The 22434-nt window shown below is 58.8% G+C and carries 19 protein-coding genes; 8 read left to right on the forward strand and 11 right to left on the reverse strand.

The window, feature by feature from the left end; translation table 11 throughout:
• Positions 1-24: 24 nt before the first annotated feature.
• On the reverse strand, positions 25-1038 hold the full coding sequence (locus Q0J85_RS08555; RefSeq protein ID WP_294480354.1) for an MBL fold metallo-hydrolase: 1014 nt from the start codon (positions 1036-1038) through the stop codon (positions 25-27).
• 20 nt (positions 1039-1058) lie between these two features.
• Here Q0J85_RS08555 and Q0J85_RS08560 point away from each other — a divergent pair, with 20 nt between their 5' ends.
• The gene (locus Q0J85_RS08560; protein WP_294480355.1) at positions 1059-1886 is read left to right on the forward strand and encodes an alpha/beta hydrolase; all 828 of its coding nucleotides are present in this window, start codon (positions 1059-1061) and stop codon (positions 1884-1886) included.
• Here the strand turns inward: Q0J85_RS08560 and Q0J85_RS08565 are convergent.
• Positions 1873-2925 (reverse strand): Gfo/Idh/MocA family oxidoreductase, encoded by a 1053-nt coding sequence (locus tag Q0J85_RS08565; RefSeq protein ID WP_294480356.1) that lies wholly within the window; start codon positions 2923-2925, stop codon positions 1873-1875. The two genes, Q0J85_RS08560 and Q0J85_RS08565, sit on opposite strands and share 14 nt — an antisense overlap.
• Before the next feature lie 404 nt (positions 2926-3329).
• On the opposite strand from Q0J85_RS08565, the gene Q0J85_RS08570 reads away from it, so the two are divergent.
• From Q0J85_RS08570 to Q0J85_RS08590, 5 genes are all read left to right on the forward strand, one after another.
• The gene (locus Q0J85_RS08570) at positions 3330-4190 is read left to right on the forward strand and encodes a type II secretion system protein (protein WP_294480358.1); all 861 of its coding nucleotides are present in this window, start codon (positions 3330-3332) and stop codon (positions 4188-4190) included.
• Between the two features lie 112 nt (positions 4191-4302).
• Positions 4303-7245 (forward strand): sugar-binding protein, encoded by a 2943-nt coding sequence (locus Q0J85_RS08575; RefSeq protein WP_294480360.1) that lies wholly within the window; start codon positions 4303-4305, stop codon positions 7243-7245.
• Between the two features lie 19 nt (positions 7246-7264).
• The gene (locus Q0J85_RS08580) at positions 7265-9109 is read left to right on the forward strand and encodes a beta-galactosidase (RefSeq protein WP_294480363.1); all 1845 of its coding nucleotides are present in this window, start codon (positions 7265-7267) and stop codon (positions 9107-9109) included.
• 81 nt (positions 9110-9190) lie between these two features.
• Positions 9191-10195 carry an AraC family transcriptional regulator gene (locus Q0J85_RS08585; protein WP_294480365.1) on the forward strand — a complete coding sequence of 335 codons (1005 nt, stop codon included), beginning with the start codon at positions 9191-9193 and terminating at the stop codon, positions 10193-10195.
• Between the two features lie 114 nt (positions 10196-10309).
• Positions 10310-11185 carry a hypothetical protein gene (locus Q0J85_RS08590; protein WP_294480368.1) on the forward strand — a complete coding sequence of 292 codons (876 nt, stop codon included), beginning with the start codon at positions 10310-10312 and terminating at the stop codon, positions 11183-11185.
• 92 nt (positions 11186-11277) lie between these two features.
• Here Q0J85_RS08590 and Q0J85_RS08595 read toward each other — a convergent pair whose 3' ends face one another.
• From Q0J85_RS08595 to Q0J85_RS08625, 7 genes are all read right to left on the reverse strand, one after another.
• Positions 11278-11574, reverse strand: a complete 297-nt coding sequence (locus Q0J85_RS08595; protein ID WP_294480371.1) for a DUF1805 domain-containing protein — start codon at positions 11572-11574, stop codon at positions 11278-11280.
• Positions 11561-12790, reverse strand: coding sequence for a tryptophan synthase subunit beta (gene trpB / locus Q0J85_RS08600; protein ID WP_294480374.1), 1230 nt, complete (start codon positions 12788-12790; stop codon positions 11561-11563). Before trpB ends, Q0J85_RS08595 begins: the two co-directional genes overlap by 14 nt.
• 99 nt (positions 12791-12889) lie before the next feature.
• Entirely contained in the window at positions 12890-13591 is a 702-nt protein-coding gene (locus Q0J85_RS08605; RefSeq protein WP_294480376.1) for a hypothetical protein, read from the reverse strand.
• Positions 13578-16247, reverse strand: a complete 2670-nt coding sequence (locus Q0J85_RS08610) for a DEAD/DEAH box helicase (protein ID WP_294480379.1) — start codon at positions 16245-16247, stop codon at positions 13578-13580. Before Q0J85_RS08610 ends, Q0J85_RS08605 begins: the two co-directional genes overlap by 14 nt.
• A 56-nt stretch (positions 16248-16303) precedes the next feature.
• A complete protein-coding gene (locus Q0J85_RS08615) occupies positions 16304-17662 on the reverse strand; it encodes an ABC transporter permease (protein WP_294480382.1) in 1359 nt (452 codons plus the stop codon).
• Complete coding sequence (locus Q0J85_RS08620) at positions 17659-18363, reverse strand: ABC transporter ATP-binding protein (protein ID WP_294480383.1); 705 nt, start codon at positions 18361-18363, stop codon at positions 17659-17661. The genes Q0J85_RS08615 and Q0J85_RS08620 overlap by 4 nt, the downstream gene beginning before the upstream one ends.
• A gap of 18 nt (positions 18364-18381) precedes the next feature.
• A complete protein-coding gene (locus Q0J85_RS08625; RefSeq protein WP_294480386.1) occupies positions 18382-19692 on the reverse strand; it encodes an efflux RND transporter periplasmic adaptor subunit in 1311 nt (436 codons plus the stop codon).
• Between the two features lie 167 nt (positions 19693-19859).
• Here Q0J85_RS08625 and Q0J85_RS08630 point away from each other — a divergent pair, with 167 nt between their 5' ends.
• Positions 19860-20240, forward strand: coding sequence for a hypothetical protein (locus Q0J85_RS08630; RefSeq protein WP_294480389.1), 381 nt, complete (start codon positions 19860-19862; stop codon positions 20238-20240).
• Positions 20241-20401: 161 nt separating this feature from the next.
• Positions 20402-21277, forward strand: a complete 876-nt coding sequence (locus tag Q0J85_RS08635) for a class I SAM-dependent methyltransferase (protein WP_294480398.1) — start codon at positions 20402-20404, stop codon at positions 21275-21277.
• On the opposite strand, the gene arfB is transcribed toward Q0J85_RS08635, so the two are convergent.
• Together arfB and Q0J85_RS08645 are read right to left on the reverse strand one after the other, a co-directional pair.
• The gene (gene arfB, locus Q0J85_RS08640) at positions 21240-21659 is read right to left on the reverse strand and encodes an alternative ribosome rescue aminoacyl-tRNA hydrolase ArfB (RefSeq protein ID WP_294480400.1); all 420 of its coding nucleotides are present in this window, start codon (positions 21657-21659) and stop codon (positions 21240-21242) included. The two genes, Q0J85_RS08635 and arfB, sit on opposite strands and share 38 nt — an antisense overlap.
• 1 nt (position 21660) lies before the next feature.
• The gene (locus tag Q0J85_RS08645) at positions 21661-22410 is read right to left on the reverse strand and encodes a hypothetical protein (RefSeq protein WP_294480402.1); all 750 of its coding nucleotides are present in this window, start codon (positions 22408-22410) and stop codon (positions 21661-21663) included.
• Between the last annotated feature and the right edge of the window lie 24 nt (positions 22411-22434).

A 22434-nucleotide genomic window follows, 5' to 3' on the forward strand; every position in this document is an offset into this window, starting at 1 on the left:
CGACGCGAGAAAAAGCGGTACGAACTACGACATCGACCTCTCGCTCGACCGCCCCTCCTCCGGCATGCTCGCCTGATCCGGACAAGCGCGCCAGAGCAGCCGGTTCGCCTCGAATCCGGCTGCGATCCGCCCCGAATCGGCGAGGAATGCGAGCGCGGAACGGATCGTGCTGCCCGCAAGCGCATACTGCGTGAAGTCCAGCACAAGTCCGAACTCGTCGAAGAGCCGTTTGAGAATCTCCTCGAATCCGTGCGGCTTCTCCGCGCAGAGCGCCGCAATCCGCTCGAGCAAGGCCGTCACGGCGGCCCGGTTCACGCGGACGAGCGGCCCGATGTCGGCCGTCGCCGGAGCGTGCGACGGGACGAAAAACGGAGCGTCGAGCTTCTCAAGTTCATCGAGCGTAGCGAGATACGCTCTGAAATCATAGATGAACGGGATACGGTATTTCGCCAAAACCGCCTCGCTTGCGAGTGCGTCCGCAAGAAAGAGTGTCCCGTCCGGAGAACGCACGCCGACCATGTCGAACCAGTGACCGGGCAGTGGAATCGTCCGGAGTTCCCGGGGAAACTCCGGATCCGTGATCTCCCGCACCGGGCTCGACTGTGCGAGCAGAAATTTTCCCCGCAGAGGCGCGGGCGGAAATCCTCCGTAGACGAGCGCCGGTTCGAGAATCGGGTGTCGGGCGAACGCCGCCTCGAACGCAGTTGCGAAGATCGGACAGGAAGTCCGCTCCTGCAGCAGCCGGTTGCCGCCGATGTGATCGGCATGGGAATGGGTATTGACCACCGCGCGCAGTCGCCAATGCTGCGCATCTAGGATTTTCAGCGCCCGTTTTCCCGCTTCCCTGTCAAGCCCGCTGTCGATCAGGCAGACGCCGCCGTCGTCAAGCAGACAGATGCCGATCTTCGCGGGGGATTCGATGTACCATGACCGTTCGCCGGCCTGAACGAGTTCATACATGATCGCTCCTCCCTTCTTCTTTCCGGTAATATAACCGATCCGGCGGAGAATTCCAGTGATCCACTTGCATCGGATCATTTCCGGTGCTACATTTCCCCATGATCACGATAAGAAAATACGGGGATCCCCCCTGGAGCGCCGCGGCGATTCACGGCGGACCCGGCGCGCCCGGTTCCGCGGCGGGACTCGCGCGCGGGCTTGCCGCCGCCACCGGAGCGGGTGTGCTTGAACCGTTTCAGTCAAAACGGACGATCCGCGCTCTCGTCGAAGAACTCTATGCGCAACTCGCCGCCGAAAGCGCCGGCCCGATCCTGCTGATCGGCCACTCCTGGGGAGCGTGGCTCAGCGCGATGTTCGCGCAAAAATATCCGGAAAAGGTCCGGAAACTCCTCCTCGTCGGCAGCGGACCGCTGACGGACTCTTACGTCCCGAAGATCGCCGCCGGCCGAATGGCGAGACTCAATGAAAGAGAGCGCCGGAGATTCGCGGAGCTGCCCGCTCTGCTCGCCCGGCCGGATTGCCCCGGACGGGATGCTCTCATTGCCGAACTCGGCGCCCTCTGCGAAAGGAGTGACGCCTATGCGCCGATGAAATCGGGGGAAGCCCCCTCGCCAGCTCCGGACGGCGCGCTCTATCAGGCGGTCTGGAGCGAAGCGGTCGAACTGCGTCGATCGGGAAAGCTGCTGCAGATTTTCGAGCGGTTGAATGTTCCGGTTACGGTCATCCACGGCGACGCCGATCCACACCCGGCCGCGGGCGTCCGCGAGCCGCTCAGATCGCTGGGAGTTCCGTTCACATTCCATCTGCTGCCGCGCTGCGGTCATACGCCGTGGGAAGAAAAATTCGCGCGCGAACCGTTCTTCCGGCTGCTTGCGCGCGAATTCTCACAGAAATCATTTTCCTCCGGATCGATCAGAAGTAGATGACTTCGTTCTTCCGGGCAGATTCAAACACCTTTTCGAGGAACATCATCGAACGGCGGAGCTGATCGTGCGTCACGACGATCTCAGCCTTGCCGTTCAGCACGGCTATGACGTTTTTGTAATATTCCGCCCAGTCGGATTTGACTTTGACAATCGGGAATTTCTCGACGGTCTGCTCGTTGCGCGGAGCCATCGTGCGGGTCAGTCCCGCTCCGGCCTGGACCGGCGCGACATCATCCTCGCCATGATTGAAGATCTTCACGATCTCGCCGTCGCAATCCCAGTTGCGGATCACCGCAGAACCGCCGTCGCCGAATGCATACCAGCGCGGCATCTCGATGAAGTTGCAGGTTTTGACTTCGACCAGCCACTCCGGGCCGTTCTTGTAACGAACCAGCGCCGTGAACCCCTCATCACACTCGAAATTCGTGAGATGGTCGAGCGTGGCATAGACCGACTCGAGCTCATAGTCGTGCATCATGGTCAACATCTGATCGAGGAGATGAACGCCCCAGTCGAGCACCATGCCGCCGCCGTGTGCCTTCTCCTCGCGCCAGCCGCCGGGAATTCCGCGCGATCCGTGCACGCGCGATTCAATGCGGAACACACGACCGAGTTCTCCGGCTTCGATGATCTTCCGGATCGTCAGATAATCCTCATCCCAGCGGCGATTCTGATGCACGGTGAAGAGCTTGCCATACTTTTTCGCCGCGGCGATCATCTCCTCAAGCTCGGCGGAATTCATCGACACCGGCTTCTCGCAGATCACGTTCTTGCCGGCGGCGAGCGCTGCAATCACAATCTCCTTATGAACGTCGTTCGGGGTCGCAACCGTCACGAGGTCGATCGCCGGATCAGCGAGAAGTTCCTCCCGAGAAGCGTAAGCGTGAATTCCTTTTTCCTCCGCAGCCCGGTTCCGCTCCGGGTCGATGTCATAGACGCCGAGAAGCCTGATCCCCTCCACGCTCTGCATTTTCTCGGAATGAAAGTTTCCCATCCCGCCATAGCCGATGACGGCCCCGCCGATCACTTTTCCGCTCATAACTCGCCTGACTCGTTTACTTCAAAACCGTGTAACTCCCGGAAACTCTGCTCCGGACAAAAAATTACCATTGCCATTAATGTAGACGCTGGATTGTAAAATGCAATCGTTTTTTCCATAGAACGATCAAATAAATTCAGCCGATTGCGGCAAACGTCCTCCTGATGCAAATTATCGAAGGGGCGCTCCGCGATCGGCACCCGCCCGTTACGGTAGAATGATTCATCTCACACCACCCCAGTTTTTGCCGTTTTATGCTATTGATAAAGCGAAAAATACGGGCACACCCCCTTGATCCGTGCTATAATATAGGATAAATCACCAAATAATCAGAAAACGGAGGAAACAAATATGAACATCTACTTTGTTCAATCACCAAATAATCAGAAACGGAGGAAACAAATATGAACATCTACTTTGTTCCGTCGGGATCATCGTCAATGCTCCAGACCTCATTGTGGTACGAACATCCGATCGCAAGAGGGACCGATACCCGGCCGAACCGATTCCTGAAGTTCCAAGGCGCTGCGTTCAGGATGTTTACACTTATCGAGCTTCTCGTTGTGATAGCGATCATTGCGATTCTTGCATCGATGCTGCTGCCGGCACTCAATCGCGCCAGGGAGAGCGCCCGCGGCAGTTCCTGCATGAACAATAAGAAACAGGCGATCACAGCGCAGCAACTTTATGCAGGAGATTTCAATGATTTTTACATCGGATTTCGAAACAGCGACGGAACCTCAGGGCTGTGGTGTTCCGTACTCTCCCGCGGGCAGGATGCCAACGGGGACTTCACGGTCGAAGGTCAGGGATACATGACGGAAGCAAGCGCCCAATGCCCGTCGGTGAACAACCGTACCTCCCCCGGAGATCCAAACTTCGATTTCTGGCACAGTACCTATGGCATCGACTGGAGCTTCCCCGACGGCAACGCAGCGAGCCAAGAACGGCTGAATCTCTTCGGAAATTATCACATCAGCGTGGCCGCGCCGGAGTCCTATCACTTCGCTCTGACGAGGATGAAACGGCCTGGAGATACTCTGATCTTCGCCGACACCTACTGGAAGAAAAACGACTGTGGGATTCCCCGTTTCATCTACAAAAGCGCGCTTGACACCGGGGCCGTAGTGCAGATTCATAACGGACGCACGGCAACCGCATTCGCCGACGGTCACGCCGCCCTGCATACCGGGGCGGAACTCAAAGCCATGCCGTTCAATCTGCAATATTACTACAAGAGCACCGCCGGAGACGTAGGAAACTGATCCCGGTCAACTCGAAAACATTCCTTTATTCCTGATGAAAATCATGATGAAAAAGCAACTCCAACTGATTGCCACGCTTTTTTTGTTCCTTCCAGCCGGAGCATTTCCACAGGTGGAATTCAATCATCCCGAACAATGGGTGGTCAATCTTGCCGAACAACGTGACCAGAAGTTAACGCTTCGGACTCTTCCCGACACGAAGGAGACCGGCTTGAATCTGAGCTGGAATGGCTACACCTTTCCTTATGCCGAACTTCATCTGCACACCCCGCTGCAGCTGCCGGAATCGTTTCGCAAAGGAAGCCTCGCCCTCCGGATTCAACTGCCGGGAGACGCTCCGATCCGCTGCATCAGCCTGCGGCTGCAGGACGCTTCTGGCGAAGTGTTCCAATACCAGATGCGCTGTCTGCCGCCGCGGGAAACACGGATCATCACGGCGAACTACCAGATCAATCTGCAGGAAAAAAAAGCATCATCCTGGGGTGGAAACAACGATAAGAAATTTGACTTCCCTGTTGCATTGAAGGGATTCTCCATCGACTTCTCCCCGGAGTCCGGCGTGGGAGAAGCACTCTTTCTCGGAGCAGAACTGATCCCGGACACCCCCGGAATTTCAGCGGCGGACGGCATCGAATTTGAAGTCGAAACCGGCTCGTCGCTGCGAATCCTGCGGCCCGGAAAACAGGAGAAACTCTCGCTGTGTTTCCGCAATCTCAACTCCAGTGCATTCGACGGATATGCAGAAGTCGAATTCGAAAATTTTTTCGGGCGCACCTTCACCGAGAAGATCGGCACACTCAAACTCGAACCGAAAGAACAGCGTACCTTCCCGGTAACAACTCCGCTGCCCACGCTCGGGCACTGGACGGTGCGAGCCAAGTTGAAACGCGACGGGAAACAACCAGGTGAACTCACGCGCACGTTCACCTGTTTCGAACCTGCCGGACCTACGCCGGGGCGTGCACGGGGATTCCTCTGGGGGATCTCCTCGCACCCCCAGCTCCACCCAGCCCGGGATCAGAAACTCGAAGCACTGGCAGCGGCACTGGTCGGAGCGAAAGTCGTGCGCGAGGATGTCTCCTGGCGCCGGGTACAACCCGAACACGATCAATGGGATTTCCGCTCCTTCGACCAGACGGTCGCAATCTTCGCGGAACAGGGAATCGAACTTCAGGCGATTCTCTGTTACTGTGCTCCCTGGGCGGCGCGCGATCCCGCTGCGCAACGACCGGACCAGGCCGAGCCAGAACCGGAAGCATGGAAAAAATTCTGCTTCGAAATGGCAAAACGTTATCGCGGACGAATCCGATTCTGGGAAGTCTGGAACGAGCCGGATGTAACCCCCTTCTCCGCTTTCGACTCCGCCACCTACGCCGGAATGATGCGAAACGCATTCGCTGCGATCAAGGCGGCTGATCCCGATGCGATGGTGCTGACCGGCGGCTTTGCGACACTGGCCGCCCACCCGATGCTGCGGGAAGCCGGCTATCAGGAGAACGCGCTCAAACTTGGACGCGGCAGTTACGACATCCACGCCTATCATGAACATGGCGACTTCCATCCACACTATGTGAAAATGGTGGAAGAACGATTTCTGCCGATGCGGAAACGCGCCGGAGTCACCGAACCATGGTGGGCCAATGAGACCGCCCTGACCTCCTCCGGCGGCAATGAGAAACCGCAGGCAATGGCGCTTTATAAGAAACTGCTCTACGCCTGGAGCCGCGGCGCGATCGGCTACAACTGGTATGATCTGCGCAATGACGGCGATGATCCGAACCACGGTGAACACAACTATGGGATGATGACCCGCGATTTCCGCCCCAAACCGGTCTACACGGTCTATAACACATTGACCAGCCTGTTCGGCGGCAAGGAATTTCTGCGACAGCTGGACACGGATGCCCGGGAGTACCTGCTTCTCTTCCGCGGAGAAGACGAACTGGCGCTCGCAGCGTGGAACGAACAGGGAATTTCCCGGCAGGCGATCATCCGCACCGACGCCGGGACTGCGGAGCTGGCCGACCTCATGAACAATCGCCGCCCGGTCGAGATCCGGGAAGGACGAATCCTGCTGGAAGTGGAAAATCTCCCTGCCACGCTGCTGCTCAAAGGAGCAACCCGGGCGGAATTCGTCGGAACTCCGGTGGGGCTCGAAAGCTCCGCCATCGCCATTCCGGGGAAGCCGTACCGGTTTACCGCAACGTTGCTCAACCCGCTCGACGAAGCGGCGGAATTTTTCCTGAAACTTCAGCCTCCCGCCGGATTTGCCCAATCCGCGGATGAACTGCGCATCCTCGTCCCTGCCGGAGAGACAACAAAGCTCGCCAGAGAAATTCTGGTTGCGCCAGATTTCCATCCCGCCTTCGACAACCCATATCAGCTCTCTGTGGAATATCGAATTTCCGGCAGCGAAATCACGGGGAAAACCGTCCTGAACATACGGCCCGCACAAATCGTGAAAACAGGCTCTCCTGTCGGGCAGGAACCGGACTTCAAACTCGAACATCGCCGCCAGGTGCGCGACCTCTTCGCCGGAGACCCCACCCGCGGACACCTGCTCTGGAAAGGACCGCAAGACCACTCCGCCCGGATCCTCCTCGGAACCGATGAGGATCATCTGCTGCTGCATGTTGACGTAACCGACGATCTCCACTGCCAGCCGGAACAGGGCGCCAACACCTGGATGGGCGACAACGTCCAGTTCGCGCTGGAACTGCCGAACCAGAACGGGGGATGGGAATTCGGATTGACCCGCCTTTCTGACGGCTCCTCCGAAAGCTGGTGCTGGAGCGCGCCGGAAGGTTTCCTGCCCGAAAACGCCGCCCGGCAGATCCGGCTGCAAACAAGCCGGGCGGAAAAAGTCACGGCTTATGATGCAAAAATCCCGTTCAGCACAGTCGGATTGACGCGGGAGATGCTGAACCACGGATTCCGCTTCAACCTGCTCGTCAACGATAACGACGGCGAAGGCCGCCGCGGCTGGATCGCCATCGCGCCCGGTATCGGAGAACGCAAGGATCCGTCGCTGTTTCCATTTATCATATTCAATTGACCACAAAAGGATTACGATCATGAAATTTCTCCTGATTTATCTGGTGGCAGCGGCCACGACGTTCGGAGCTGCCGCTGCCTCCCCCTACGGAGTCTGCGCCCATCTGCAACGCTGGGAATACAATTGCGCGTCGGAAGAACTCAAGCTGATGAAAGCCGCCGGAATCGATCATGTCCGTTTCGACCTCGACTGGGATGCGCTGGAAACGGCTCCCGGCGTGTGGAACTTTGAAAAAATGGATTCTCTTGTCAAGTTGGCACAGGAAAACAACATCCGGATACTGCCGATTCTGGGCTACGACGTCAAATGGGCGACCCCGGCCTGGAAACATCTGCCGGACTACCTGAACTATATCGAGATCGCCATCAAACGTTACGGTGAGTCGATGCCGTGCGTGGAGATCTGGAACGAACCGAATCTGGCCGGATTCTGGCGCGGTCGACCGAGCGGAGAGGAATACGCCTCGCTGCTGATTCCGGTTTATCAAAAAATCAAGGAATGCAATCCAGACATCATCGTCGCCTACGGCGGGACGTCGCTGATTCCTCTCGACTATATTGAAGACTCCTTCCGGGCCGGAGCAGCCCAGGCAATGGACGTCATGTGCGTTCATCCCTACCGCAACAACGAAATGCCGGAGGAGTATCTTGCCGCCGAGATCGCCGCATTGAAAAAATTGATGGAGCGGTACGGCGCCGGCCGGAAACCGATCTGGTTTACGGAAATGGGGTATTCGACCGTTGAACGGCTGCCGCATCTCGCGAAGGTGCTGCCGCGTTTGTTCACGTCGCTGGGCATGACCCCGGAACAGACCACCTGCATGATCTTCCGAGACAACGAATATCTCTACGATACTGAAAGTCTCGGATTCCGAATCGAGAATGAGTTGCCCGGTCTCAAGGCGGTTCGGGCGATCACGCTCAAGGAGTTGAAACAACTGCCCGCCGAGGCGGATCTTCTTCTGGTTCTGCCGGACAGTGAATCATTCCCGTCGGAATTCCTGCCGGACCTGATCGATTATCTACGCCGCGGCGGCCGGGTACTCAGTCCCGGCGGCCTGCCGCTCTACTTTGATCTGCGGCGCGACGAATCAGGCACGCTCCGCAAAATTCAGGTGAACGAAACGTTCATGAAGGCACTCCATCTGAACTGGTACACCTTCTGGAGCCGCCCCGGGACTCCGAAAAAAGTGGAGGTCCAGACGTTTTCGACTCCCGGCGCAGAAGGGATGGAATCTTTGGAAATCATGCGTTTTTTCGACGACGCGAATCTCGCAGGAAATGACCGATTCGAACCGGTGCTCTGTGGCAATGTCGGTGAATTCCGGGGAGTCACAGCCGGGGTGTATCACTTCGACAGCGACCTCAAAGGGAAATTCGCCGTATGCGGAAACCTGAATCCCGGAGTGCCGGAAGAAAAACAGGCGGAATTTCTTCCGCGAACCATGCTGATCGCATTTGCCTCCGGGGTGGAACGCGTCTACTGGTACAGCTTCCGCTCCACCGGATGGAGCCGGTTTGACGGCGAGGCGCATTTCGGTGTTCTGAACAACGATCTGAAACCAAAGGCCGCCTATCACGCCTGGCGGACATTGAGCACAATGTATCCAGCCGGCTCCTCCCGACCGCAGCTCCGGTCGGAGGGAACGCTCCACATCGCCACCTGGAAAACCCCCGGCGATCTTCCGATGACGGCAGTCTGGAACACGGCAGGAGAACGAAAATGCGTTCTGAAAATCAAAAGCGGCCGTCCCTCCTCCGTTCATGATCTTCTCGGGAACGAACTGGAGTTGTTCCCGAGTGACGGAGAACTTTCGTTCACTGCCTCTCCCGGAATTCTCTACTTCACCGGAGTGGAATTGTAATGTCTTCTTCACTCCGGCAGATTTGACTTGCGGAAGGGAAAGGTGTATCATTAATAACGGAATATCGAGAGGAAACAATCCGTGCTGCACCCATTCATCGCCAATGAAAACAATCCCCACATGCGTCTTTCCTGTGAAACGTGGGCGGGCGAAAAATTGTATGAATTCCGTTTTTATGAACTGGAACTCGTGACCTATTCGCTGCCGCTGGCGGTATTCCGCTGGGACTCCTATGCGCGAAACGACACATACCACCGCCATTGCGATTTCTATGAGCTCGTCCTCGTTTACCGGGGATCGGCGCGAAATGACAACGGCGTCGGGCAAATCACAACCATCACCGTCGGAAACGTCTTTCTGCTGCCACCGGGAAGCATCCATCGTTATCAGGCGATTCATGAGTTTGCGCATTTCAACATTCTTTTCCGGCCGGAACTGCTGAATCAGCTGCGATTCGATCTTGAGGATCTGCCGGGATTCCAATCTCTGTTCCGCAACTTCGGAACTGCCGGAGATCCGCTGGCAGTCTCTCCGTTCCTCACCCTTCCGGAGACGGAGATGACCAACGTCATCCTGATGCTCGAAGAATGTCGGCAGGAATTCGACACCCGGGAACCCGGTTACGAGAGTGCTGCGGTCGCCTCGTTCCTGCGCGCGTTGACAACGATCTGCCGCCGTGCACATCTGCAGCAGGAAGGACGCGAAGAAGACCATTCGTTCCGGATCAGCCGGGTGGTTGAGCAACTCAACAGCCGGTATCCGGAGGAATTCAGTGTTCCGCAGATGGCGAAACTCGCGGGGATGTCCGCCTCGAATTTCAGGCACAGGTTCTCCGAAGTAATGGGAGTTCCTCCAGTCGAATACCTGACCAGAATCCGGCTGAAAATGGCCGCTCCGCTGCTTACGACTCCGGAAAATATCACCAACATCGCATTCCGAGTCGGATTTGAAGACAGCAACTATTTCACGCGCCAGTTTCGCAAATATGCCGGATTCACGCCGACGGAGTTCCGCAGGTTGTTCAATAACGGCGAGATTACGCTTCAAGAACTTGATCGCCGCCTTCTGTTCCGTCCGGCGACATGACCAAGGCAGATGCGTGCCCCCATTTGCATTTTCCGGAAACGGGGATATATTCCAGATCAGGAAACGGGAGCAATACCGTGCTCTCCCGCAATATAATTTTTACTGGAGGAGTCTATGAAACTTTTTGGAATTCTCGGAATCGCCACCGCCGCAGCCCTTACCGTGGGAGCCGCAGACATCCAGCTCTCCGGCATGACCGGAAATGCCAAGGCCGGAACTTTTAAACTTTATGCCAAAAACCGGACGGCGGAAAGCAGGTTCGCCATCGTCGCCATGCCGATCACCCTCTCCGGCGGGACGATCGTCTCGGCTCCGCGCGGCGCCAACACTCAACCCGGCGCGGCGTATTCCGTCACGGTCGATCAGCCGGCCCGGGTTTACCTGCTGGTCCAGAACCGCGGCAAGGTCACTGTTCCGGAAGATTGGAAGAAAACCAACGCGGTCGTCGCCTGGGGCGACGGCTTCTCCGACACCGTCTATGTGAAAGAGCTCGACGCTCCCGGCGTGATCGAAGTTCCGGCTCACGACGGCAGGCAGGGGAGCACCTACGGCATCCCCAACGCACTCGTCATCACCGGGAAAGAGAAACCCGCCGCCACGATCGCAACGGAAAGCCGTCTCATGCAGAAAAGCCGGTTGAGAACCGCGGACGGGAAATTCACGTTCGTCAACTTCCCCGACTCTCTGAAAGGACTGCCGTTCGTGTCGATCCCGCGCGGCGCCAATAACCGGCCCGGCGCGGCATACTCTTTCACGCTCAAAAAACCGGCGAAACTCTATCTCCTCGTTCAGGAGCGCGGCAACGCCGCCATCCCCGAGGGATGGACGAAGATCGACGAGAAGTGTTCCTGGAAAAATAACTCGGAAACTTATACCGATTCCATCTATACGAAAGATTTCCCCGCCGGAGTCGTCGAAATCCCCGCCCATAACGGCAAGGACGGCAACTCCTACGGCGTTCCGAACGCGGTCGTGATTCGCTACCAGTAAACCATCCGTCAAAGACGAAGCGGCCGTTTCCTGCCGAATATGGCGGAAACGGCCGCTCTTTGTTTGACTCAACGCGAGGGGAACGCCCTCACTCACTTCTGTTCCATAATGAGCAGCGCCTCACGCCCGCTCATTCCGGCGACAACCCCGCAGGACGCCGCCGCAGAACTCGCGCCAACCACTGCTGCATCAAGCATATCCGCAAAATCCTTGACCCCGGTTACGATCGCGAACCGGTCGCCGAGCTTCTCCGCCGGCGCGAGTGAAAAGTAGCCGCAACCGAGATTCGCCCGGCTGCCCTGCAGAAGCAGAATCGCGCCGTGTTCGGTCGCGATCCGGATTCCGCGGAACTCAACACCCTCAACGGCAACGACTTCACTTGTCATCATCAAACACGTAGTTTTCGCCGTAGCCGTAGTGCTCGACCACGTAGTCCACATCCTTGTCTCCTCGGCCGGAACAGGTTACGAGAATCGATCCGTACGGATGCGTCTTGGCCCACTTCATCGCGTAGGCGATCGCATGCGAACTCTCGAGCGCGGGAATGATCCCCTCATAGCGCGAGAGTTTGAAGAACGCATCAATGGCCTCCTCGTCCGAGCAGCTCACATAGTTCACGCGCCCGAGATCTTTCCAGAACGCATGCTCGGGGCCGACCGACGGATAGTCGAGACCGGAAGCGATCGAGTAGACCGGCGCCGGGTCACCATTGTCATTCTTGAGCACATAGCTGTCGAATCCGTGCATGTTGCCCGGAGTTCCGTAGGCGAGCGTCGCGGCGTGGTCGCCGAGTTTTGAACCACGGCCGAGCGGCTCGACGCCGTAGATATCGACCGGATCGTTCAAATAGGCCGCAAACGAACCCGCCGAATTGCTGCCGCCGCCGACACAGGCACAGACCGCATCCGGGAGCTGGCCGGTCATCGACTTGAACTGCTCGCGCGACTCCTCGCCGATGCAGTACTGGAAGTCACGCACCATGAGCGGGAACGGATGCGGACCGAGCGCCGAACCGATGCAGTAGATTGAATCCTTGTAGTTCTTCGCGTACGACTCGAACGCGGAATCGACCGCTTCCTTGAGTGTCTTGAGTCCGGCGCTGACCGAGACGATCTTCGCGCCGAGAATCTTCATGCGGGTCACATTCGGCGCCTGCTTGGCGATGTCGACCTCCCCCATGTGGATCTCGCACTCGAGTCCGAAGTAGGCCGCCGCGGTTGCGAGCGCCACGCCGTGCTGCCCGGCGCCGGTTTCGGCGATGAGCCGCTTCTTGCCCATGACTTTCGCAAGCAGCCCCTCACCCATGCAGTGATTCAGTTTGTGGGCGCCGGTGTGGTTCAGATCCTCGCGCTTGAGATAGATCTGGCAGTTGCCGAGCTTGCGCGACAGCCGGTCGCAATGGTAAACCGGCGTCGGACGCCCCTGAAATTCGCGGCGAATCCGGCGCAACTCATTGATGAAGTATGCCGAATGTGCGATCGACTGATAGGCCGCGTTGATCTCCTGAAACGCTTTTTCGAGTTCCGGCGGCAGATAGCAGCCGCCATAGGGTCCGAAACGGCCGTCCGGGGTGGGGTAATCGCGGAAGTAACGGGAAAAATCCATTTTCACACTCCTGTTTCAACTCAATATCGTGCACACTTAAAATGGTATAAGATACCATAAGAACCGCAAAAATACAATCCTCGTCCAAAAGAAAAAACGTCATTCAAGTTCAATCCCGAACGTTTCGGCGAGATCGTCACCGAACTCCGCCGCCCCCTCCTCCGGCAACGCGGAAGCGAGGTCGCCCCCGAAAAGTCCGGCCTGATCGACACCCCGCAGCACGAAAAACAGCTCCGGGTCCGCGTCAAGCCGCACCCCGACCCCGTAAAGCACGGCTGCGAGATGTTTGCACAAATCCGCCCAATCCGGGCAGTCGCAGCTCATATGGATCTCCTCCGGTGCGGGAAAGAGCCCCGTCCCGGGCGAACAGAGCAGTTCAATGACCGGCTCTGAAAGTTTCCCCGCGACGAGATCCACCAGAGAGTCGATCCGCCCCGCACACCGCTTCCGGAGTTCCTCCCAGCGCTCGGGGCGCACCGGATCGATCGCGATCGAAATGTGGTAGAGTTCTCCGCCGACCACGAGCGCATTCACTTTCCCGGGTTCGATTCCGAGATCGATCACCGCGCCGTTTTTCAGATAGCTGCGGCCGCGCGGCAGACGGCTCTCGTAATCCTGGTACGACTCGATGTTGCGACACCACGCTTTGCCCCAGAAACTCTTCGCAATGGAGCGCCCCGCCGACTCGACGGGAAAGAGCGTCCGCCCCTCCTCTTTTTCGATCCGTTTCGCGATCTTCCGGGCGAACGCGCGCAATCCCGCCGCAGAGACCGGCCGTTCATCATCGTCAAAGTATCTCATGACTCTCCTCCAGAGTGTTCAAATCGAGTTTTGCGAACCGCAGCAGTTCGGCGGGAGTCATCTTCATCAGCTGCAACTCGACTCCGCTTTCCAGCAGCGATCCGGCAAGTTTCTGCTTGTCGCGGATCATCCAGTCGATGCGCTGTTCGATCGTTCCGACGCAGATAAACTTGTGCACAAGCACGTTGCGATGCTGCCCGATCCGGTAGGCGCGGTCGGTCGCCTGATTTTCGACCGCGGGATTCCACCAGCGGTCGAAATGAATCACGTGGCTCGCGGCAGTCAGATTCAATCCGGTCCCGGCAGCTTTCAGCGACAGCACGAAAAAGGGCGGCCCCTCCTCCCGCTGAAACTCCGCCACGAGCTCCGGACGGCGCGAAACCGGAGTCCCCCCGTGCAGCACGAGACCCGGACGGCCGAAATGGTGAGCAAGCAGTTCGTGCAGCGGCTCGCACATTTCCCGGAACTGCGTGAAAATCAACGCTTTTTCCTGTCTCGAAGCGATCAGCTCCGCGAGTTCCGCAAGACGCCGGAATTTGCCGCTCGACTCCATCCGGAAATCCCCTCCCCCGAGAAACTGAGCCGGATGGTTGCAGATCTGTTTGAAATGGGTCAATGCCCCGAGCACGACCCCAGCCCGCCGCTCCTCTCCGGCGGACTCAAGATCGCGCTTCATCGCGTCGACCACACGGCGGTAGAGCAGCGCCTGTTCTTTCGAGAGCGTGCAGAAAACGTTTACTTCACTCTTGTCCGGCAGATCGCGGATGACCGCCCGGTCGCTCTTGAGCCGCCGCAGAATGTAAGGCGATGTCAGCCGGCGGAGCGGCGCGTAGGAGTTGCCCGCCTCCTCCATCTGTTTGACGCTCTCCTGAAAACGCGGCAGACTCCCGAGCAGTCCCGGTGAGAGGAAGTCGAAAATGCTCCAGAGGTCGGTCAGCCGATTCTCGATCGGCGTACCCGAGAGCGCGATTCGCCGCCGCGCGCGCAAACTCCGAACGGCCCGGCTCTGATTCGACGCCGGATTCTTCAACGCCTGTGCCTCGTCCGCGATCACTGCCGGGAACTCGAGTTTCCGCAATCCCGCCAGCAGCCGTACCGCGGTCGCATAAGTCGTAACCGCGAGATCGCAGCCGCGCAGAAATTCCGCCGGATCCGACATGAACTTCTCCATCCACCCCGGCGCAAGTTCCGAGCCGTGAAGCAGTTTCAGCCGCAGTTCAGGCGTGAACTTCGCCGCTTCGTCGCGCCAGTTCGCAAGCAGCGACGCGGGCAGGATCAAAAGCGCCGGACACCCCTCCAGCGCCCCCTGAAGCCGCAGCAGCTCGAGAAACGAGAGCACCTGCAGCGTCTTGCCGAGCCCCATGTCATCCGCGAGACACGCCCCCATCCCGAGCGCCGACGTCCGCCACAGGAACTCGATTCCGCTCTTCTGATAGGAACGCAGCAGCAGTTCCAGCCGGGGCGGCAGCGCCGGGCGTTTCAACTCCTCCGGGAGTCCCTCCCCCGAAAGCAGCTGTTCGAGCTCCGCCGTCGCCTCGACCCGGAGCAGTTCCGGATCAGCGGCGGGCGCGGGAAACTCCGGCGCGGCACCCGCCAGCAACCGCGCTCCTTCCGTCAACGTCAGCATCTCGCGCGGAAGCGCGCCCCACTGTTTCAGAAGTTTGCGCACATTCTCCGGGTCGGCATCGACCCATTCGCCTTTGATGCGCACCAATCCGCCGCCCGATTCGAGCAGGGATTCGAGCTCCTCTTCCGTGAGCTTCTCATCGCCGATCACGGCCTGAATGGAAAATTTCAGCAGCAGTTCCGAATTCAGCCGCCCCGGGCGGCGGCCGACATCGAGCGCGACCTGCGCCTGCAGTTTTTTCGGCCGTTTTTTCCAGAGATTCGCGAACCGCACGACGATGTTCGCCTCCTCGTAAACGGAGATCTCCCGGACGAACGTGTGCGCCTCCATCGGGGTCCAGGCGCACGGGCGATAGATCGAATTGTCCGCCAGCATCCGCGCCAAAAGTTCACTCTTTTCCGCCGCGCGCCGGATCGGCAGCAGCAATGCGAGCAGCGCCTTGCGATCACTCGAAAACGTCTGCAATGCGGTCGCCAGCGGCAGATGGCGCGGCTGATCGTTTTCACTGAGCCGGTGAATAAACGTCGCGAGGAACGCGAACGGATGCAGTCCGTCCCCGTTCTTGCGGTTCGCGGCAAGGTGAAACGCGACCCTGCCGACACTCTCCCACGCGGGCGAAAGCGTCCGCAGATACTCCGGCAGCAGGAGTCCCGAAGCCGCCAGTTCCGACCGCATGGCGTTCTCCAGTTCCCGGAACATCGATTCGAGCAGTTCGGGCGTCAGGTATTCCCCTCCGGTCATCGGCGGCCGCTCAAACAACAGATTCCGCACCGTCTCCCCGTCCGGGAACGCGGCGGAAAAAAACGCGCCGGGATCGGCCTCCGTCTCCGGCACCCGGCAGAGCCGCGCAGCATACTCACGAACCAGACGCCGGAAAAAATGAAACGATCCCGACGCATCCGCCGGAACCGTTCCCTGCAACAGCGCAAGAAGCCCCGCACCGACCCCGGAAGCGAACGCCTCCGCCAGTGCGGCATCTCCTGCGACGTGGATCTTCCCGCCCGGCGTGACCGATAACTCGATGCTCAAGATGAACCTCCAATCTCATCCCGATAACATAGCATCGTCACGCCGTTTTTCAATGGTTACTCGTACCGCAGCGCCTCGATCGGGTCAAGTTTCGACGCTTTCCATGCGGGGTAGAATCCGAAGACCAGCCCCACCGCCGCAGAAACCGCGACCGCCGCCAGCACCGCCTCCGGGCTCGACGCGATCGGCCAGCCGAGGTAGCGCTCCACCAGCAGCGCCGCACCATGTCCGAGCAGAATCCCGACCACCCCGCCGACCAGACAGAGCACCATCGATTCGATCAGAAACTGCTGCAGGATATCCCGCGACCGCGCGCCGACCGCCATGCGCAATCCGATCTCTCGCGTCCGTTCCGTCACCGAAACGAGCATGATGTTCATGATTCCGACGCCGCCGACGATGAGCGAAATCAGCGCCACTCCGAGCAGCAAATTCGTCATGACCGTCGTGGTACCGGTCAGCATCTGCATGAATTCCGCCGAGTTGCGGATGTGAAAGTCGTCGTCCTCTCCGGGCTTGATGCGATGGCGTTCGCGCAGAAGCGTCGTCACCTCATCGATCGCCTCGTCGACTTTCTCCGGAGAAGTCGCAACCATCTGAATCATATCGATGTGAATGAACTTCGGCATCAGGAGCGTATCCGTTTCGAGATTCTCGTCCGGCTCCGGATAGAACGCCACCCCCTCGCCCGGATAGAGCGCACTCGGACTGGTCGCCGCCGTGCTGGTCGTGTCGGAGGCCTCTCCGGTCTTGAGCCCGGTCAGCCGCAGCCGCGTCGTGGTCCACGGCAGGATGATGACGTCATCCTCGTCCGACCCCATCATATTCGCGCCCTTGCTCTTCAACACGCCGATGACCTTGAAAGCAGTGTCCTTGATCCGCAGCTCGCTGTCGATCGGAGAATTGCCCCCGAATACCTCGCGCACGATCGTCGTGCCGACCAGACAGACCGTCGCCCGGGAATTCGTCTCACGCAGCGTGAAGTTCCGCCCCTCTTCGACCTCCCAGTTACGGATGGTCAGAAAATCCGGCGCCGTCCCGGTGATCCGGCTCGGAGCGTAGTTCACGTTGCCAGAAATCACCTGATAGCCGCCCGCGTTCACCACCGGGACCGCCGTCCCGACCGACACACATTCCCGCAGAATCGCCTCGCAATCCTCCGGAGTGAGCGACATCCGGCTGCCCGATCCCTGGTTCACCCCGCCGCGGCGCGACGCGCCCGGCAGCACCAGAATCGTATTGGCCCCCATCTTTTCGATCGAACTCTGGATCGACTGTGACGATCCGGTTCCGATCTCCATCATCGTGATGACCGCCGCGATGCCGATCACGATTCCGAGCGTGGTCAGCAGCGCGCGGGTCGGATTGCGCAGCAGCGCCTTGAGCGCTACAACAATAGTACTTGCCACATTCATGCCGACACCGCCTTTCCCTCATACGTGCCCGCAACGATCCGGCCGTCCTGCACGTGAATCTGCCGTTTCGCGTAGCCCGCGAGCTCCGCGGAGTGGGTCACGAGAATCACCGAGATCCCCTCTTCATTCAATTTCCCGAACATCTGCATAACCTCTTCGCTCGTGCGCGAATCGAGGTTGCCGGTCGGCTCGTCCGCAAACAGCACCGGCGGATGGTTGATGAGCGCCCGCGCGATCGCCACGCGCTGCTGCTGACCGCCGGAAAGCTGCGACGGATAATGGTGCATCCGTTCCGCGAGTCCGACCCGTTCGAGCATCTCCATCCCGCGACGGCGGCACTCGCGCCGCGAGAGTCCGCCCGCGGTGTATGCCAGCGGCATAATCACGTTGTCGAGCGCACTCGTCCGCGGCAGAAGATTGAAGCTCTGGAACACGAAACCGATCTTCTTGTTCCGCACCACAGCGCGACGGTCGCCGGAAGCGCTGCCGACCTCCTCGCCCTCGAGCAGATACTCTCCCGAGGTGGGACGGTCGAGACAGCCGAGGATATTCATGAGCGTGCTTTTTCCGGAACCGGAGGCGCCCATCAATGCCACATACTCCCCTTTCTCGATCGAGAGCGTGATGCCTTTCAACACCGGAACATCGATCTCGCCGAGAAAGTAGGTTTTGGTAATATCTTTCAATTCAATGAGTTTCATGGGATGCCTCCCTGCACATTACCGGCGTTTCGGCGGTTTCGGCAGGAACGGACTGCCGGCATTCGCCTCCGACTCCGGCGCCTCACTGGCGGCGACCTGCGTAGCGCCGGTCACGACCTGCATTCCCTCTTTGAGCTCGCCGGAAATGATCTCGGTCGAGATTCCGTCATTCAAGCCGATCGTGACTTTCAGCGGCCTGATTCCGCCCTCCTCGAGCACCCAGAGAAAACGCTCAGAGCTGTTGCGTTTGACGGCGGCAGCCTCTGCGGCGAGTTCCCGGTATTCCGGCGCAACGAGAGAGTTGTCCGGGAGATAACGCAGCGCGGCATTTGACACAGCCAGGACATTCTTACGTTCCGCGAGGATGAACTTCACGTTCGCGGTCAGGTAAGGCAGCAGCCGTCCGCTCGAGTTGTCGGTGCTGACTTCGACCACGTAGGTCACGACGTTCTGCGACATCGTCGCATTCAACCGGATCCGGTGCACCACCCCGACGAACGACTCGGTCGGAAACGCATCGACCGTGAACGTGACCGGCATACCCGGTTTGATCTGCCCGATATCAGCCTCGTTGACGGAAACCCAAACCTGCATTTTCGTCAAATCTTTCGCAATCAGGAAGATGCTCGACGCACTCATGCTCGAGACCACCGTCTGGCCGACGCTGACCCGGCGGTCGATGATGACCCCGTCCACCGGCGAACTGATGATGCAGTAGTCGTAATTCTGTTTGGCCTTGTCGTACGACGCCTGGGCGCTTGCAAGTTCCGCCTCGGCCTGTGCGAGATTCGCCTTTCGCACCGAGATCGTCGCTACGGCCGAGTCGTATTCGGCCTTGTAGCTGTCGTAATCGCTCTTCGACATCGCATCCTTGGTCTGGAGAGTCTGCGCCCGTTCCCAGTTGCTTTGGGCGAGCAGCAGCTGCGCCTCCGCAAGGTCGATGTTCGCACTGGCTTCCTTGATGTTCGCCTCGGCCTGCAGTTTGCTCGCTTCGGCGGCGCGCATCTCCGCGGCGTAGACCGCATCGTCGATCCGCGCGAGGATCATTCCCTGCTTGACCTGCGAACCGTAGTCGACCGACTTGCCGTTCGCGTCGGTGCCGAACACGGCGATCTTGCCGCTCACCTGAGCTCCGACGTTCACAAGCTCTTCCGGCTCAACGGTTCCAGTCGCACTGATCGTACTGGCCAGATCGCTTTTTTCAACCGCTTCGGTCTTGAAAACCGTCTTTGTCTTCTGACCGAACCAGCGCCGATATCCCCAGATTCCACCCCAGATCAGTGCGGCGAGAATCACCACCGTCAGACAGTAACGCAATAACTTCTTCATGTTTGCCCAGCTCCATTTTTCGATTGATGAAATCATCAGCATTGTTCGATGCAACGATTTTATACCGATGATAACGGATCATCCGTACTTTTTATTGTGCAGGAAGCGAGATTTTTGCCGGAATCATTTCCATTTGCAATCCGACGCTTCCCATGATATAGTAAAGCATGTACATTCATTCGATCAAACCGTCCGGAGGAGCCGGATTCCGACTTCTTCTTTTTCTTCTGGTGTTCATGCTGCCGCTGATCGCGTATGTGGTCAACCATGTGAACTCCGGCAGCTTCATCTCGCCCGACATTCCGGAACATCCCCACGCGACGACTCCTCACCGCGGTTCGGATGCGACTCCCTGCGCGGAGCTTCAGGAAGAGGAATTTGACGAAGCGATCATCCCGAAAGCGTTCCACCATTTTCTCCCCGTCTTCGAGCCCCCGCAGCCGTTCCGTTTTGAAAATCCGGCGTATCGGCCGATTGCGACTGCCACGCTCTTCCCGCCCGGGGAGATCCGCATCGCCGTCCCCGAATTCCCGGTCTTGCGCTGCTGATCGTCTCACGCCATCTTTTTTTCATGCGACGGGGGATGGGATTCCCACTCTCCGCCGTCTTTGTATTTTTTTGGACTCAGGCAAAAGACATTCATTCAGTCATGGTATACAAATCTCTCAAACGGAAGCAGCGCAAAAACCCGAACTCCCAGGAAATCGGCTTGCGCATCGCGAACATTTTCGGACGTTATTTTCTGAAAACCGAACATCTTCACTACGGCTACTGGCCCGGCGATCTGCCGGTCACGCTGGAAAATCTGCCGAAAGCGCAGGACCTTTACGCGGAATTTCTCCGCAGCAACATTCCGGAGGGCGTGTCGAGCATCCTCGACATCGGCTGCGGCACCGGACACAATGCCGAAGTGCTGCTGAAAAGCGGCTATCAGGTTGACTGCGTCTCTCCGAGTCCCTATCTCTCCGGCATCGTCCGGGAGAAACTCGAGGGACGCGGGACTCTCTACGAATGCACATTTGAAACGATCCCCGCGGGAAAGAAGTACGACTGCCTGCTCTTCAGCGAAAGTTTTCAGTACATCGATCTCGATACGGTCTTCGCACGCATGCCGGAGTTCCTCAATCCCGGCGGAAGCGTCATCATCTGCGATTTTTTCCGCATTCCGGGCGCCGGCACGAGCGCCATGGGCGGCGGTCATCGGCTCAGCCGTTTCCGCGAAAAACTCGACGCCTCCTCTTTCACCCTGTGCCGGGAGGTGGACATCACGGAGAATACCGCTCCGAATCTTCAACTCGTCAACGAGGCGCTTCAGCAGGTCGCCGTTCCGATCCGCGACCTGGTCATCGACGAATTATCGAGCCGGCATCGCTGGATCTGGCTGCCCGGAAAATGGATCGGGCGGCTCTTCTGGAGCCGCAAACTCGACAAACTCGATTACAAATATTTCAGCGGCTCGCGCAACGCCGAAAACTTCAAGGCACACAAACGCTACTGCCTCTTTGTCCTCAAGGAGAAAGGCAATCGGATTCCGGAATCGGCCGCAATCACTCCTCCGGCCGAACCGGACGGCGCAGCGTCTTGATTGCGGAGCGGCGTTCTTTCGACTCGAGCCGCCGCGCGATCGAGGCTTTCGTCGGCTTCGTCGCACGGCGCATCTTCCGGACCGTCAGCGCCGCCGCAACCAGTGCGGAGAGTTTCGCCTCGGCGGCGCGACGGTTCAGATACTGCGAACGCTCTTCACGGGCCGTCACGACAAGTTCCCCGGCCGCATTCAGCCGGTCTCCGAGCCGCGCGAGCAGCCGCTCCCGGAACGGCTCCGGAATCGACACGGAATCCCGCACGTTCCAGCTCAGACGCACCGCCGTGCAGACCTTGTTCACATTCTGACCGCCGGGGCCGCCGGACTGGGCAAACTGCCACTCCAGTTCCGAATCCGGGACGAAAATTTTCCCCGCGAGCAGCATTTCAGCGCACGAACTCCCGGAAGAGTGCAAGCCATCTGGTCCACAGCTCTTCCGCGCCCGCCGCTCCCGGCGGCGCCTCGACCCCCGGCGCGACACGCCACGCCGAACAGAGAAACAGGTCGACCCACATGAACTGTTCCTCATTCAGGAACTTCATCGCCTCCCCGAAACTCTTCCAGTCACGCACTTTGTTCAGGAACTTCATGCTCATCGCGTCGCGCCGCGCGCTCTGCACCCGGATCGAGTTGTCCGCCGGATCGTGCACGAGCGTATAGCGATCCTTTTTGCGCAGCTCAGAATCGGGGTTGAAGAGTCCGGGATCGTCGACATATCCGCCCTCGAAGATCAGCTCCACCGGGCGGCCGAGCGCGGCGGCTCCCTCCCGCACTTTTTCCTGCAGAACCCCCGACTCCACTGCAGGATAGAACGTGTGCCACCCCCACGAGCCGTCCATCAGAAGCCGGCGTCCCTTTTTCGTCGGATAGACCTTCTTCAACATCGGATCAAGTCCTTTGGCCAGATAGAGTCCGCACCGGATCGGATTGCGCACCTTTTCATCCCACGTGAAAAAGTATTTCCCGAACTTGAAGAACGGCAGCTCCAGTGACGGCACGATCCACCAGTCCGTCAGCGACGGCGAATAGTGGTTGAACGGACGACGCACAATGCGCCCACCCTCCGGCGGAATCACCGCCTCAATCCCCTCGCACATCCGGCGGGGGGAGAGATAAATTGAATATGGAAGTTCCATAAATTCCTTTCAGAATGAAAACGT

It is taken from the genome of uncultured Victivallis sp. (assembly GCA_944389935.1).
Lineage (GTDB): Bacteria > Verrucomicrobiota > Lentisphaeria > Victivallales > Victivallaceae > Victivallis.